The organism is Methylobacterium sp. E-046 (assembly GCF_022829625.1).
GTDB lineage: Bacteria > Pseudomonadota > Alphaproteobacteria > Rhizobiales > Beijerinckiaceae > Methylobacterium > Methylobacterium longum.
The window spans coordinates 53290-67847 of sequence record NZ_JAKSYP010000288.1 but is presented as its reverse complement, the minus strand read 5'-3'; the positions used below and the strand labels follow the sequence as shown (position 1 = coordinate 67847).

Genomic DNA, 14558 nt, shown 5'->3' with positions numbered 1-14558 from the left:
CGAAAGCCGCAAGGTGGCGCATTCCGGTGACAGTCTCGGGCGGCCGGCTTGTGCAGGATGGCGCGATGCCCGCGGGCTTTCTTCCCGGGCGCGTGTTGGAACCCGTTCTTGATGAGGCCGCTGGTCCTCGCCCTGCTGTGCGCCCACCTTGCCGCCGTCGCGACCGGGTCGGACGCGCGTGCCCAGTCGCGGCCGCCGCGCGGTTCCTTCACCGCGCGAATGAGCTGCGCCGAGGCGATGGCCCTGGTGAAGGGGGAGGGCGACGTGGTGGTCGCCCTGGGCGGCGCACCGGAGCGCTTCGTCAGCGCACCCGGCCGCTGCTCCGGTTCGGAGATCGCCGAACTGCGCTTCGTGCCGACCCGCGACAATCCGCAATGCCCCGTCGGCTATCATTGTCGCGAGCCGGGTTTCGAGGAGTGGAACTGGTGAGACGCCGCGTGGCGTAAATCGCCGCACGGCCCGCACGTGACGAAAGTTTCACGCGACAGCGCGGGGCACGTGCCCTTATCTCGCCATCACCCGGGGCCAAGGCCGCCGGGTTGCGCCTCCTGCTGGGCGCGGACGGGACGGGGGATCGACGCGTGGCAGCACTCAGGACCGGACTGGGCATCCAGGCCGTGCTCACGGCCCTGGCCGCGCTGATCCTGCTGGCGTTTCCCGGTATCCCGAGCCCGCCGCTCTACGTCTCGCTGGCGGGCTTCGTCATGGCGGGCATCCTGATCGCCGCCAACGGCATCTCGGCCTACCTGAAGGTCTTCGTCTCGGTCTACGGCGTCGGCTACCTGCTGCTCGCGGGATCGAAGACGATCGCCGCGATGGGTCTGCTGCCGCCCGTGGTCGCAGCCCTGCTCCCGCCGGCCTTCGCGGCCACGGGGGCCGTGGTCTTCGCCGCCATCGTGCTCGGCATCTCGCGTCTCGAGCCGATCCGGGCGATCACCAACATCGCCGATCCGTACTTCGCCAATCGCGACAAGCCCACCAAGGAGATCGGCCTGTTCCGCTGGTTCGGCAGCACGGAGGGTCGGATCGGCCGCAACCTCGTGGCGCTCTCGATCTTCGTGAACTTCGCCGACGTGGCCCTGACGCTGCGGTTCAACTTCTTCTACCGGGACATTTACAACTCGCTACAGGAATACGACGCGAACGCCTTCTGGTATCAGCTCCTCTGGGTCTTCGTGCCGCTGGCCACGCTGAACATCGCCATCGGCATGTTCGACCTGTTCGTCGATTCCTCGCTGCTCATCCGCTGGCGGACGTGGCTGACCCACAGCCTGTACGAGCGCTGGCTCGGCAACGGCACGCATTACCGGATCCCGTTCACCGACGAGGAGGCGGATAACCCGGACCAGCGCATCCAGGCCGACGTCAACAGCTTCATCGTGCAGACGACGACGCTGTCGATCCGGCTGCTCAGCCAGGCCGCCCAGCTCGTCTCGTTCATCGTGATCCTCTGGACCCTGTCGCGCGACTTCGTGGTGCCCTTCACCGATGCGGTGATCCCGGGCTTCCTGGTCTGGTTGGTCATCGCCTACGCGGTGGTCGGCACGTGGCTCACCCACCTGATCGGACGGCCGCTCATCGGGCTCGACTTCCGGCAGGAGCAGGTGGAGGCGAATTTCCGGTTCGCGCTCGCCCGCAACCGGATCTACTCGGAGCAGATCGCGCTGCTGCGCGGCGAGCGCGCCGAGGCTTCGCGGCTCTCGACCCTGTTCCACAGCGTCATCGACAACTACGTCGGCATCATCTTCCGGCGCATCAAGCTGATCGCCTTCACGTTCAGCTATCGTCAGGCGAGCGTGATCTTCCCCATGGTGCTGGCGGCGCCGTCCTTCTTCGCCAAGAAGATTACCCTGGGCGCCCTCCAGCAGACCTCGCAGGCCTTCGGGCAAGTGCAGAGTTCGCTCTCGTTCTTCGTGGATTCGTACACGACGCTCGCGGCCTACAAGGCCAACACCAACCGTCTCGGATCCTTCCGCCGGGCCATGACCAAGGCCGAGGCGCTGGAGAATGCCGGCTACGGGCTGGTCCAGGGCAACGACAGCACCGGCGACGTCACCGCGCGCGGTCTGGTGCTCGCCCTGCCGGACGGGCGCCCGATCGTCACCGCCGATGCGCTGACCCTTCCGCGCGGCGGCGCGACCCTCGTCACCGGGCCCTCCGGTTCCGGCAAGTCGACCCTGTTCCGGGCGATCGCCGGGATCTGGCCGTTCGGCAAGGGCCGGATCGACGTGCCCGCCGGGCAATCGGCGCTGCTGCTGCCGCAGAGGCCCTACATCCCGCAGGGCACGCTCCGCGGCGCAGTCGTCTATCCGAACACCGTCGATCAGTTCACCGACGCGGCGATCCGGGATGCGTTGACGGCAGCTCAGCTGACCCAACTGGTGGACAAGCTGGACGAGACCGACACCTGGGAGCGGCGTCTCTCGGGCGGCGAGCAGCAGCGGCTCGCCATCGCCCGCGCCATCTTGTCGAAGCCGGAATGGCTGTTCCTCGACGAGGCCACGGCCTCCCTCGACGAACCCTCCGAGGCGGCCCTCTACCGGATGCTGCGCGAGCGGCTGCCGGGAACGACCATCGTGTCAATCGGCCACCGCTCGACGCTGGACGCGTTCCACGACCGACGCATCACGCTGGAGCCCGAGGGCGGCGTGTTCATCCCGCGGGCGCGGCGGGAGCCGCAGCCGGCGGAGTAGGCCGCACCCGGGCTGTTCGGCCGGGCCACACCAACCGCGATCCCCGCGACGGGTGCGGGGCGGGGAGCGCTCTGCGTCGGCGACAAAGGGCGCCAGCGATTCGGACGTCCATCGTCCCGTCCGTCGAGGAACCCCCGTAGGCATCCCGGGGGCTTGGCCCCTGTCCGGCCGGGAGCGTCGGCGGCGCCACGCTCACGGAAGGTGCGCTGCCCCGGCAGGGGCTGCGCTCGCAATGTTGGACGGCGTTGCGCCGACCCGAGCGGCGATGCGCAAGACCTATCCGCCGGCCACGCCTGCGTCGGCCGGACTCACACGGAGAAGGCCGCCTCAGCGCGCAGATCCTGCAAGGCCGCGACTGTCCTGTCACGCAGCGCCTTGAGGGCGATCAGCGATCCCGTCAGGTCATCGCCTGTCTTGGCGGCCTGCTCGAGCCCGCGGCAGCCCGTGGAGAACGCCGCACAGCCCAGCATTCCCGACATCGATACCAGCGTGTGCGCTTCGCGCCCGTAATCGGCCGCCGCGCGGTCCGTGCCGTCGAAGGCCGTGGCGAGACTCAGCACGAATCGGTCGAGGATGCGGACGAGCTTCTCCGTGCCGATCACGGCCGTCAGTTCGTGGAGCGCATCCTGATTCACGAGCGACTCTGACATCGTCCGTCTCCGGCTGGGGATCCGCGGGGTGATCCAGGCTAGCGCCCGCGCGACGCACCGAGACCAGGACCACCTAGCCTCACCGACACTCCCCGGGGCCAATTGCTTAACAAATCCTAATCCTCAACGCGAGATCGCAGGGAAAAGCGCGCGCTTTCCGATCTTCTCCCAAAAGCCCGGCTCGCTCGGATGGGATATCCAACGCTAGGTTCAAGTCGGGACCGAAACTGCAACTTCCGAAAACGGACCCACCACTGGAATGTCCGTGGGGCGAGTGGTCACGTCGGCCGACAACGCTTAGGACTCGCGGCTGGGCGGACAGGCATGGGCGGACAGGCATGGGCGGAGGAGCGCGCGCCGTGGCAGACCAGACGCTGCCGTGACGGCCTACTCTCTGCGCGCGCGGCTGCTCGCTCTGTGGGTGCTGCTCCTCGCCTCCGCGGCCGTGACCGCCTACCTGATGTGGGGTGTCTACAGCCAGTCGACGGACGTCCAGGTCGCTCAGACCGAAGTCGCGGTCGGCCGGGCCTGCCGCGAGATCATCGACCGCTACGCTGCCTCGGTCCGCAGCCGCGGAGGCCGCCTCGGTGAGAGCGACTTCGAGGGCCTCGTCGAGGCGGCCCTCGGCGGGGCCCCGGGCGTCGAGGGGGGGATCTGGAGCACCGCGGACGGCTCCGTCGCCTACGCCTACCCCACCTACGAGGGCACCGGCCGCAAGACCGATCTTCCGGCCGCCGAGCAGGGCACGATCGCGGCCCTCAACGCCGAGGTGCTGCGCGGCGACCACGTGGTCTCCGTCCGTCGTCCCAGCCGCACGCAGGTGCTGCTGCTCCAGGGTTGTCCGCTGCGCGGTCCGGAGGCGGGCCTGACCGCCTGGACGATGGGACGCGCCCACGTCAACGACGGTCCGACCTATAAGCGCTTCGTGGCAGGCCTCGGTTTCCTGGCCGTGACGGTTCTGGGGTCGGCGGCCTTCCTCGGCTGGTTCCTCTACGGCTTCTCCGGTCGGATCGCCCGGCTCGAAGCCGCCCTCGCGGCGCCGCGCCCTGATGGGGAGGATCTGCCCCGCCTGGAGCGGACAGGCGAGCGGGAACTCGACCGTCTGGTCGAAGCCCTCAACGCCGCGGGGGGACGGCTGCGGGACGCGCGCACGCGGGCCGTGGCCGCCGAGCGGCTCGCCGCGGTCGGACGGCTCGCGGCCAGCATCGCCCACGAGATCCGCAACCCGATCGCCGCGATGCGGCTCAAGGCCGAGAACGCCCTCGTCAGCGGCGACCCGAATCGCGCCGCGACCGCTCTCGAAGCCGTCCTCGGCCAGATCGCCCGGGTCGACACGTTGCTGCGCGACCTTCTCAACCTGACCCAGGCGCGCCCGCTCAACCGGATGCCGACCGCACTGGCGCCGCTGCTCGTGGAATGCGCGCGGCTGCAGGAGGACTTCGCCCGCGCCCGCTCGGTGCGGGTCGAGATCGAGGCCGATGGGCTGCCCGGGTCGGACCTACCGCAGATCGACCCGGCGCAGGTCGCCCGCGCCCTGGACAACCTGCTGCTGAACGCGCTCCAGCACACGCCGCCGGGCGGACGGGTGCGTCTCCGCGCCGAGCGGGTCACGGTCGACGGCGGCGTGCGCCTGCATCTGCGCGTCGACGATACCGGCTCCGGGATCGAGCCCGCGATCCGCGCCAGCCTGTTCGAGCCCTTCGTCACGGCCAGGCCGGACGGGACCGGGCTGGGGCTGGCCATCGTCCGCGAGATCGCGCTGGCGCATCGCGGCGCGGTCGGGCTGGTCGAGGGCGCGGCCGAGACTACCTTCCTGCTGGACCTGCCATGGCGACCATCCTGATCGTCGACGACGACCGGGCCCTGCGCGAGGGGCTCGCCGAGACCGTGGCCGACCTCGGACACACGCCGCTGCCGGCGGCGTCGGGCTCGGAGGCCCTGGCGCGGCTGGGCGACACCGCCGTCGCGGCGGTGCTGCTCGACCTGCGGATGCCCGGCGACCTCGACGGCATGGCCACGCTGGCGCGGATCTGTGCCCTGCCGGACCCGCCGCCCGTGACCGTGCTGACCGCCTTCGCGAGCCCCGCCAACACGATCGAGGCGATGCGGCTCGGTGCGCACGATCACCTGACCAAGCCGATCGGCCGCGCCGACCTCGCGGCCGTGCTCGACGCGATGCTGAGATCGGTGTCGGCGGAGGCGATCGTCCCGGCGGCGCAGTCCGGTCATCCGGGACTCGTCGGCTCCAGCGAGGGGATGCGGCGCGTCCAGAAGACCATCGGCCTCGTGGCCGACACCGCTTCCACCGTCCTCATCCAGGGTGAAACCGGCACCGGCAAAGAGGAGGTGGCGCGCGCCCTCCACGCCTTCGGCCAGCGGCGAACGCGGCCGTTCATCCCGGTCAATTGCGCGGCGATCCCGGGCGACCGGCTGGAGAGCGAACTGTTCGGGCACCTCCGGGGAGCGTTCCCCGGCGCGACCGCGGACCGGGCCGGCGCTTTCCATCAGGCCGAGGGCGGCACGTTGTTCTTGGACGAGATCGGCGACATGCCGGCCGGCATGCAGGCCAAGATCCTCCGTGTCCTCGAGGATTGCGTCGTGACGCCCCTCGGCGGCCGGTCGGGACGCGTCGCGGTCCGCCTCGTGGCCGCCACGCATCGGGATCTGCCGGCCCTGGTGGCCGAGGGCCGGTTCCGCGCCGACCTATATTACCGCCTCGCGGTCGTACCGATAAGCCTGCCGCCCCTGCGCGAGCGCCTCGCCGACATCGTCCCCTTTGCCGAGCACTTCCTCGCCCCCTCGGGCAAGCGCCTGAGCGGGGGCGCGGCCTCCCGCCTGCTCGCCTATGACTGGCCGGGGAACGTCCGCGAGTTGCGCAACGTCGTGGAGCGGGCGGCCGTGCTGGTGCGCGGGGGCGTGATCGCGGGCGGCGACCTCGACCTGCCGGCGTCCCGGACGGACCGGCGCACCGAGGATGGGCATGCCCAGGACTGGTTGGCCGGCGACCTGCCCGGCGCCGTGGCCCGCCTGGAGCGGACCATGATCGTCAGGGCTCTCCGCGAGACGGAGGGCAACCGGGCACGGGCCGCGCGCCGCTTGGGCATCCAGCGGCAGCTCCTCTACGCGAAGATCGAGCGCTACGGCCTCGGCGTACCGGATGCCGAGATGTCGGGAGAGCCGACATCCGATGTCGCAAATCCCGACGCTTCGGAGGAAACCGAACGGGGTTAAGGCCTTCCTCGCGAAGAGTTTTGAAGCGGTTCCGGCTCCCGGCGGGGCCGGGCGGGAACCGAACGCGCAGGCCCGCGTCAAGCCCCGGATGTGACCGCGCGGCCCGAGTCGGGGCCGCGCCGTGTGTCGATCGGGGGATCGCGGCAGGATGGACAGGATCGAGACAGGCGCGCGGTCGCGCGCCGACGGAACCGGATCGCCCTCCGCGAAGGCCCTGCGCGGCCTCGACGCGCTGAACTTCTTCCTCGCCGACGTGCGCGACGGTCTCGGGCCCTACCTCGCCATCTACCTGATCGCCGTGCGCGGTCCGGACGAGGGCTGGAACGAGGCCACCACCGGCCTCGTGATGACCATCGCGGGCATCCTCGGTCTCGTGGCGCAGACGCCCGCCGGCGCGCTCATCGACGCCACCAACCACAAGCGCGCCGTAGTGATTGGCGGCGCCATCGCGGTGACGGTGAGCTGCCTCGTCCTGCCGTTCATCGCCAACTTCTACCTCGTGACGGCGACCCAATCGATCGCCCACGTCGCCGGCACGATCTTCCCCCCGGCGCTGGCCGCGATCACGCTGGGCCTCGTCGGCCCGAAGATGTTCGCCAAGCGGATCGGCCGCAACGAGGGCTTCAACCACGCGGGTAACGCCGTCTCGGCCGCGGTGGCGGGCGGGCTGGCCTACTTCTTCGGCCCGGTCGTGGTGTTCTGGCTCATGGGCGTCCTGGCGGCCCTGTCGATCGGCGCCATGCTGATGGTGCCGGCGGACGCCATCGACGACGACCTCGCCCGCGGCATGACCGAGGACGAGGCGCAGACACAGGAGAAGCCCTCGGGCCTCGCAACCCTGCTGCAGAACCGGGCGCTGCTGCTCTTCGCCGTGCTGTGCGCGATCTTCCACCTCGCCAACGCCGCGATGCTGACCTCCGTGGGCCAGCTCCTGACGCACCTCTCGGGCAAGGACCACGCGACCTCGCTGATCGCCGTCTGCATCGTGGCCGCGCAGTGCGTGATGGTGCCGGTGGCGATCTTCGTGGGCGCCAAGGCCGACGTGATCGGACGCAAGCCGATCTTCCTGGCAGCCTTCGGAGTGCTGGCCCTGCGCGGCGTGCTCTACACCCTGTCGGACAACCCGTTCTGGCTGGTCGGCGTCCAACTCCTCGACGGGATCGGGGCCGGCGTCTACGGCGCGCTGTTTCCGATCGTGGTGGCCGACCTCACCCGCGGCGGCGGCCGCTTCAACGCCGCCCAGGGTGCGGTCGCCACCGCGCAGGGCGTCGGCGCATCGCTCAGCACGACGCTCGCCGGCGTGATCATCGTCTCCGCCGGCTACGCGACCGCCTTCCTGGCCCTGGCGGCGATCGCCGCTCTCGGCTTCGTCCTCTATCTCGCTCTGATGCCCGAGACCCGCGGCGCGACCGCAGCCGGCAGCGAACCGGAGGGCGGGGCCGGGGTGCCGCCGGCGGTACCGGCCGGCGCCTGACCCACGGGTTTCCGGCCGGGCTCTCGGCGGCGGGCTGCCCGCGCGGGCAGCCCGCTACGGGACGACGGCCAGCGCCGGACCTCTCTGCGCCGCGGCGGTCCCCTCCGGCGGCGCCTTGCGGGAGACGTAGTACAGGTCGATGGCGCGCCAGAACGCGCCCTGCTCTTCCGTCGAGCGGCGAGCCAGGGATTTCTCGAGGATCGACATCGCGGCCCGTGCGGGCTCGCTCCGCTCGAGTTCCTCGAGCAGGCCGGCGAGATGCAGCATGGGGTCTACCTCCGAGCGGACAGCAACCCTTCATAACGCCCGAGCCGGCGTAACGATCCGCCGCGCGGCGCGCGTCGGCGCCCCGCATGATCCTTGCCTCATGCGGGGGGGCGGCTACCATCGCCGCGTCGAGTCGGACTCGCACACCCGTCAACCATCGAGGATCACCGATGTTCTCAAGCCGAAGCGACGCGGCTCTCGCCACACGCGGAATGGTCTTCGCGCTGGTCCTCACCGGCGGGCTCGGGCCTCTCTCGCTCCAGGCCCGCGAGATGCCGCAGGCCGATGCGGCCGCGGCGACGAAGAAGCCGAACGTCGTGATCCTCGCCACCGGCGGCACGATCGCGGGTGCGGGCGCCGACGCCGCCAACAGCGCCACCTACACGGCCGCCAAGGTGCCGGTGGACAAGCTGATCGCCGCCGTGCCGCAGGTCAGCACGATCGCCAACGTCCGCGGCGAGCAGGTCTTCCAGATCGCCTCGGAGAGCTTCACGGACGCGCAGCTCGTCCAGCTCGGCAAGCGCGTCTCCCAGCTCCTGAAGCAGGACGACGTCGACGGCGTGGTCATCACCCACGGCACCGACACGCTGGAGGAGACGTCCTTCTTCCTCGACCTCGTCGTGAAGAGCGACAAGCCGATCGTGGTGGTCGGCTCGATGCGGCCCGGCACGGCGATCTCGGCCGACGGCGCCCTCAACCTGCTGGACGCCGTGACGGTGGCGGCCAGCAAGGAGGCGATCGGTCAGGGCGTGACCGTGACGATGAACGACACCATCCAGTCGGGTCGCGACGTCACCAAGCGGACGAACGTCGTCCCGAGTGCCTTCTTCAGCCAGTGGGGGCCCCTCGGGATGGTGATCGAGGGCAAGACCTACTTCTTCCGCGCCCTGTCCAAGCGCCACAACACGAGCTCGGAATTCGACATCGACCAGATCGACAGCCTGCCGCTCGTGGGCATCGTCTACGGCTCGGGCACCATGATCCCCGGCGTCTACGACGCCGAGGTCCAGGCCGGCGCCAAGGCGATCGTCAACGCCGGCACCGGCAACGGCTCGGTGGCGGGCTACCTCGTGGACACGCTCAAGGACATCCGCTCCAAGGGCACGCTGGTGATCCGCTCCTCGCGGGTGCCGGACGGCCTCGTCCTGCGCAATGCCGAGCAGCCCGACGACAAGTACGACTGGGTGGTCGCCCACGATCTGAACCCTGCCAAGGCCAAGATCCTGGCGGCGGTGGCGCTGACGAAGACGAGCGACACCAAGGAGCTGCAGCGCATCTTCTGGGAGTATTGAGGGCCCGGCCGCTCGGGATCCGGCGGGTCCGGATATCCCGAGCGCGACCTCATCCCGACGCGCGGATGCGAAGCGGCCGCCGCGAAGGAGTCCTCCAGGGATCGCGCCCGCTCTGGAGCCCGCCTTCGAGGTCCGCGGATGCGGGCACCTCGGGATGAGCGGTGCGGTTGGGGTTCCCTTCTGCGCCCGTCGCTGCCGTGCGACCGTTCACGCAATCCCCCCCGCACGCGTCAGCCGGGTTACATCCCACGGCGCATTCCCTAGATACCGGTCGCCGACGCAGCCGCCTGGGCCTTGCCCGAATTCCGGCATCAGCCTTGCGCCCGTCGGCACCGAGCCTGGAGGAACGAGCATGACCGAGCTTCATCCCGAGGTCGCGGCGGTCACCGAGCGCGTCGTGGCGCGCTCCCGCGGGACCCGGCGGGCTTATCTCGACCTGATCGCCCGCGAGCGCGAGGCGGGGGTCCGGCGCGGAAAGCTCGCCTGCGGCAACCTCGCCCACGGCTTCGCGGCCTCTGGCGAGGACAAGGCGGCGATCCGCGACGAGCGGACGGTGATGAACATCGGCATCGTCACCGCCTACAACGACATGCTCTCGGCCCATCAGCCCTACGGGCGCTATCCGGACCAGATCAAGCTGTTCGCCCGGGAGCGCGGCGCCACCGCACAGGTCGCGGGCGGCACGCCGGCCATGTGCGACGGGGTCACCCAGGGTCAGACCGGCATGGAGCTGTCGCTGTTCTCCCGGGACACGATCGCCCTCTCCGCCGCGGTGGGCCTGAGCCACGGCATGTTCGACGGCGCGGCGCTGCTCGGCATCTGCGACAAGATCGTGCCGGGCCTCCTGATCGGCGCCCTGCGCTTCGGCCACCTGCCGACGATCCTGATCCCCGCCGGGCCGATGCCCTCCGGCCTCGCCAACAAGGAGAAGCAGCGGATCCGCCAGCTCTACGCCGAGGGCAAGGTCGGCCGCGCGGAACTGCTCGAATCCGAATCGGCCTCCTACCATGCGGCCGGGACCTGCACGTTCTACGGCACCGCCAACTCAAACCAGATGATGATGGACATGATGGGCCTGCACATGCCCGGCGCGTCCTTCATCAATCCCGGCACCAAGCTGCGGCAGGCCGTGACCCGCGCGGCGATCCACCGGCTGACCGAGATCGGCTGCGCCGGCAACGACTACCGGCCGCTCGGCCTATGCGTCGACGAGAAGGCGATCGTGAACGCCGCCGTGGGCCTGCTGGCCACCGGCGGCTCGACCAACCACGCGATTCACCTGCCGGCGATCGCCCGGGCCGCCGGCATCGTGATCGACTGGGAGGACATCGACCGGCTCTCCAGCGCCGTGCCGCTGATCGCCCGCGTCTACCCGAACGGCGCCGGCGACGTGAACCACTTCCACGCCGCGGGCGGCATGAGCTTCGTGATGGCCGCGCTGCTCGATGCCGGGATGCTGCACGACGACATCCTGACCGTGGCGGGCCAGTCGCTGCGCGACCATGCCCGCGATCCGAAGCTCGTCGGCGAGGAGCTGGTCTTCGAGGACGCGGTGGCGGAGAGTCTGGACGACACGATGCTCCGCCGCCCCGCCGCCCCGTTCCAGCCGGACGGCGGCATGCGGCTGGTGAAGGGCAATCTCGGCCGGGCGACGTTCAAGACCAGCGCGGTCGAGGAGCAGCGCCGGACCATCGAGGCGCCGGCCCGGGTGTTCTCGGATCAGGACGAGGTGCTCAAGGCCTTCAAGGCCGGCGAGCTGGAGCGGGACGTCGTGGTGGTGGTCCGGTTCCAGGGCCCGAAGGCCAACGGCATGCCCGAGCTGCACAAGCTCACCCCGCCGCTCGGCGTGCTGCAGGACCGCGGCCACAAGGTCGCGCTGGTGACGGACGGGCGGATGTCGGGGGCGTCCGGCAAGGTCCCGGCCGCGATCCACCTGAGCCCCGAGGCGCTGGGCGGCGGCCCGATCGCGCGGATCCGCGACGGCGACATCGTGCGGCTCAGCGCGGCCGACGGCCTGCTGGAGGTGCTGGTCGACGCCGCCGAGCTGGCCGCTCGGCCGGAGGCCGAGGCGCCGGGGCCGGCGCAGGGCACCGGGCGGGAATTGTTCGCGTTCATGCGCCAGGGGGCCGACACGGCGGAGCGGGGCGCCTCGGCGATGCTCGCCGCCGCCGGCCTCTGAAACCGGACAGGAGTTGGAGACCATGAACGATCTGACCAGCATCGACGCGCTGATGCGCTCCGTGCCCGTCATTCCGGTCCTGGTGATCGACGACGTGGCCCAGGCCCGGCCCATCGCCGAGGCCCTGGTGAAGGGCGGGCTCACCGCCCTGGAGGTCACCCTGCGCACGCCGGCCGCCCTTGAGGTCATCCGGGAGATGACCCGGGTCGAGGGCGCGGTGGTGGGCGCCGGGACGGTGCTCAACCCGCAGGACCTCGACAGGGCGCTCGCGGCGGGGGCCGAGTTCATCGTCTCGCCGGGCCTGACGGCGCCGCTGACCGACGCCGCCAGGGCCAACGGCGTGCCCTACCTGCCGGGCGTCGCCACGGCCGCCGACATCATGCGCGGCCTCGACCACGGCCTCGACCGGTTCAAGTTCTTCCCGGCCGAGGCCGCGGGCGGGATCAAGGCGCTGAAGGCGCACGCGGCGGTGTTCGGCGCGGTGCGGTTCTGCCCCACCGGCGGGATCACCGAGGCGACCGCGCCGGACTGGCTGGCGATCCCGTCCGTGCTCTGCGTCGGCGGCAGCTGGGTGGTGAAGCCCGGCACCCCCGACCCGGCAGCGATCGAGCGGGCGGCGCGGGCCGCCGCCGGCCTGCGGAAGGCGGCGTAACGCTGCGGAGGGCTGCCGGCCTCGCGAGGAGGCACGCCCGAACCGGGTGGATCGAGGCACCGGCGTTGCCGCAGCGCCCACGAGCCGACATGGTGGTCCTCACGCAGGTGCGGTGGAGTCTTCGTGTCGGCATGGCCACAGGGCGGCGGCGAGATGGCCGAGCGCATCCGCCACCACGATTGGCAGCGCACGCCCCTCGGGCCGATCGCCCGGTGGTCGCAGCGACTGACGCTGATGGTCGAGCAGGTGCTGGCCAATCCGCTGGTCGCGAGCCTCGTATGCGGCCCGGAGCGGATCCTCCTCTACAACGACGCCGCCGCGAAACTCTACGGCGATCGGCACCCCCAAGCGCTGGGCCGTCCGCTCGCCGCGACCTTCCCGGAGGGCTGGGCCACGGTGGCGCCCTTCTACGAGCGGGCCTTCGCCGGCGAGTCCGTGCCGGTGGCCGGGCAGCCCCTGGATACCCGGGGGGAGGGGGAGGCGACCGAGGTCTTCGACGCCCTCCTCATCCCCGTGCGCGAGGCGGGCGGACAGGTCGCTTACGTCCACATGAGCGGGAGCGATTTCAGGGCGCGCGCGGTCTCGGAGACGCTGCTGCGCGCGAGCGAGGCCCGGTACCGCCACCTGTTCAATGCGATCGACGAGGGCTTCTGCACCATCGAGGTGCTGTTCGATGATGCCGCGCGTCCGGTCGACTACCGTATCCTGTCCGTGAACACGGCCTTCGAGCAGCAGACCGGTCTCAAGGATGTGGTGGGTAGAACCGCCCGGGCGCTGGCCCCCGATCTGGAGCCGCACTGGTTCGAGACCTACGGGCGGATCGCCCGCACCGGCAGAGCCGAACGCTTCGAGGACCGCGCCGACGCGCTCGGGCGCTGGTACGATGTCTACGCCTTTCCGGTCGGGACGACCGCGCAGGGGCAGGTGGCGGTTCTCTTCAAGGACGTCCTGCCGCGCAAGCGCGCCGAGGAGCTGCTGCGCGCCAGCGAGGAGCGGTTCCGCGGCCTAGTCGAGGGGTTCGGCCAGTTCAGCTGGGAAGCCTCGGCCGACGGCACCACCGAGGTCGACAGTCCGGGATGGCGCGCCTTCACCGGGCAGCATCGGGACGCTTGGCTGGGGCGCGGCTGGGTCGCGGCCATCCATCCGGACGACCGAGACGCCACCGAGCGGATGTGGAAGGCCGCGGTCTCGACCGGGAGCGTCGTCGATCACGAATACCGTCTCTGGCATGCTCCGAGTGCGTCGTGGCGGTGGTCGAACGTCCGCGCGGTGCCGATCACGAATCCGGATGGATCGATCCGGAAATGGTCGGGGGTCAACATCGACGTCACGGACCGCCACAGGCTGCTGGCGCGGCAGGAGGTGCTGGTCAACGAACTCCAGCATCGCGCGCGCAACCTCCTCGGCGTTGTCGCCGCGGTGGCGAACAGGACGCTGGGTCGGGGCGGTCCGATTGAGGCCTTCGAGGAGCGGCTGCAGGCGCTCAGCCGGGCTCAGGGACTGCTCAGCCAGTTCGGCAGCGATACCGTCGAGGTCGGCGCCCTGGTGCGAGCCGAGCTCGCCGCGCATGCCGATGCCGGGTCCGGGCGCGTCGACGTCGCCGGGCCGGAGATCCACCTCACAGCCCGGCAGGTCCAGAACTTCGCGCTGGCGCTGCACGAGCTGGCCACGAACGCCGTCAAGTACGGGGCGCTGCGCGCGGGCTGCGGGCACCTCGCCGTGACCTGGACGGTGGTGCCCGGCTGCCGCGAGCGCCGTCGGTTGGCGCTGAGCTGGGTGGAGAGCGGCGTCGCCATCGACCCGGGGGCAATCACCCGCCGCGGCTACGGTACGGAGCTGATCCAGGAGGCGCTGGCCTACGCGCTGCAGGCGGAGGTCGATTACGCCCTGGACGCGGACGGCGTACGCTGCCGGATCGAATTGCCGGTGTCGTGACCGGCGCCCGCGGAGCCCTGCTTCGCCCGCCACGCTGCCGCGGCCGTCGAGCACGCGCGGAGCGACCGATCGGGTGCCACACTGGACGCGACACCGGACGCCGCGACGGCCGAACGATCCGGCGGCGCGGTCAGTTGTCGGCCGGATCCGGACCGATCATCCCGAGTAACGCGTCGCCGAAGCGC

11 protein-coding genes are annotated in these 14558 nt (G+C 71.0%); 9 read left to right on the top strand and 2 right to left on the bottom strand.

Translation table 11 applies throughout. The features are described from left to right. Nucleotides 1-111 precede the first annotated feature (111 nt). A complete protein-coding gene (locus MKK82_RS31500) occupies nucleotides 112-429 on the top strand; it encodes a hypothetical protein (RefSeq protein WP_238290319.1) in 318 nt (105 codons plus the stop codon). Between the two features lie 152 nt (nucleotides 430-581). Continuing rightward, nucleotides 582-2693, top strand: coding sequence for an ABC transporter ATP-binding protein/permease (locus MKK82_RS31495; RefSeq protein WP_238290320.1), 2112 nt, complete (start codon nucleotides 582-584; stop codon nucleotides 2691-2693). Nucleotides 2694-3001: 308 nt separating this feature from the next. Here MKK82_RS31495 and MKK82_RS31490 read toward each other — a convergent pair whose 3' ends face one another. Continuing rightward, nucleotides 3002-3343: an Hpt domain-containing protein gene (locus tag MKK82_RS31490; protein ID WP_238290321.1), complete on the bottom strand. Its 342-nt coding sequence runs from the start codon at nucleotides 3341-3343 to the stop codon at nucleotides 3002-3004. A gap of 379 nt (nucleotides 3344-3722) precedes the next feature. On the opposite strand from MKK82_RS31490, the gene MKK82_RS31485 reads away from it, so the two are divergent. The 3 genes from MKK82_RS31485 to MKK82_RS31475 all read left to right on the top strand — a co-directional run bounded on the left by MKK82_RS31485 (nucleotide 3723) and on the right by MKK82_RS31475 (nucleotide 8048). Then, nucleotides 3723-5186, top strand: a complete 1464-nt coding sequence (locus MKK82_RS31485; protein WP_243987932.1) for a sensor histidine kinase — start codon at nucleotides 3723-3725, stop codon at nucleotides 5184-5186. Next, nucleotides 5171-6574 carry a sigma-54-dependent transcriptional regulator gene (locus MKK82_RS31480; protein WP_238290323.1) on the top strand — a complete coding sequence of 468 codons (1404 nt, stop codon included), beginning with the start codon at nucleotides 5171-5173 and terminating at the stop codon, nucleotides 6572-6574. Before MKK82_RS31485 ends, MKK82_RS31480 begins: the two co-directional genes overlap by 16 nt. 148 nt (nucleotides 6575-6722) lie before the next feature. Next, a complete protein-coding gene (locus MKK82_RS31475; protein ID WP_243987930.1) occupies nucleotides 6723-8048 on the top strand; it encodes an MFS transporter in 1326 nt (441 codons plus the stop codon). Between the two features lie 54 nt (nucleotides 8049-8102). Here MKK82_RS31475 and MKK82_RS31470 read toward each other — a convergent pair whose 3' ends face one another. Then, the gene (locus MKK82_RS31470) at nucleotides 8103-8315 is read right to left on the bottom strand and encodes a hypothetical protein (RefSeq protein WP_238290325.1); all 213 of its coding nucleotides are present in this window, start codon (nucleotides 8313-8315) and stop codon (nucleotides 8103-8105) included. A 170-nt stretch (nucleotides 8316-8485) separates the two neighbouring features. On the opposite strand from MKK82_RS31470, the gene MKK82_RS31465 reads away from it, so the two are divergent. From MKK82_RS31465 to MKK82_RS31450, 4 genes are all read left to right on the top strand, one after another. Beyond that, entirely contained in the window at nucleotides 8486-9607 is a 1122-nt protein-coding gene (locus tag MKK82_RS31465; RefSeq protein ID WP_238290326.1) for a type II asparaginase, read from the top strand. Between the two features lie 352 nt (nucleotides 9608-9959). Further along, on the top strand, nucleotides 9960-11786 hold the full coding sequence (gene edd, locus MKK82_RS31460; RefSeq protein ID WP_238290327.1) for a phosphogluconate dehydratase: 1827 nt from the start codon (nucleotides 9960-9962) through the stop codon (nucleotides 11784-11786). A 22-nt stretch (nucleotides 11787-11808) separates the two neighbouring features. Continuing rightward, the gene (eda, locus tag MKK82_RS31455) at nucleotides 11809-12438 is read left to right on the top strand and encodes a bifunctional 4-hydroxy-2-oxoglutarate aldolase/2-dehydro-3-deoxy-phosphogluconate aldolase (protein ID WP_243987929.1); all 630 of its coding nucleotides are present in this window, start codon (nucleotides 11809-11811) and stop codon (nucleotides 12436-12438) included. Nucleotides 12439-12561: 123 nt separating this feature from the next. Next, nucleotides 12562-14373, top strand: a complete 1812-nt coding sequence (locus tag MKK82_RS31450) for a sensor histidine kinase (protein WP_238290329.1) — start codon at nucleotides 12562-12564, stop codon at nucleotides 14371-14373. The last annotated feature ends 185 nt before the right edge of the window (nucleotides 14374-14558 follow it).

What these genes read in the sequence shown, in the direction of transcription:
- edd (WP_238290327.1), top strand. Translation starts at nt 9,960, where the DNA reads ATGACCGAGCTTCATCCCGAGGTCGCGGCGGTCACCGAGCGCGTCGTG.
- MKK82_RS31500 (WP_238290319.1), top strand. Translation starts at nt 112, where the DNA reads ATGAGGCCGCTGGTCCTCGCCCTGCTGTGCGCCCACCTTGCCGCCGTC.
- MKK82_RS31470 (WP_238290325.1), bottom strand. Translation starts at nt 8,315, where the DNA reads ATGCTGCATCTCGCCGGCCTGCTCGAGGAACTCGAGCGGAGCGAGCCC.
- MKK82_RS31480 (WP_238290323.1), top strand. Translation starts at nt 5,171, where the DNA reads ATGGCGACCATCCTGATCGTCGACGACGACCGGGCCCTGCGCGAGGGG.
- eda (WP_243987929.1), top strand. Translation starts at nt 11,809, where the DNA reads ATGAACGATCTGACCAGCATCGACGCGCTGATGCGCTCCGTGCCCGTC.
- MKK82_RS31475 (WP_243987930.1), top strand. Translation starts at nt 6,723, where the DNA reads ATGGACAGGATCGAGACAGGCGCGCGGTCGCGCGCCGACGGAACCGGA.
- MKK82_RS31465 (WP_238290326.1), top strand. Translation starts at nt 8,486, where the DNA reads ATGTTCTCAAGCCGAAGCGACGCGGCTCTCGCCACACGCGGAATGGTC.
- MKK82_RS31490 (WP_238290321.1), bottom strand. Translation starts at nt 3,343, where the DNA reads ATGTCAGAGTCGCTCGTGAATCAGGATGCGCTCCACGAACTGACGGCC.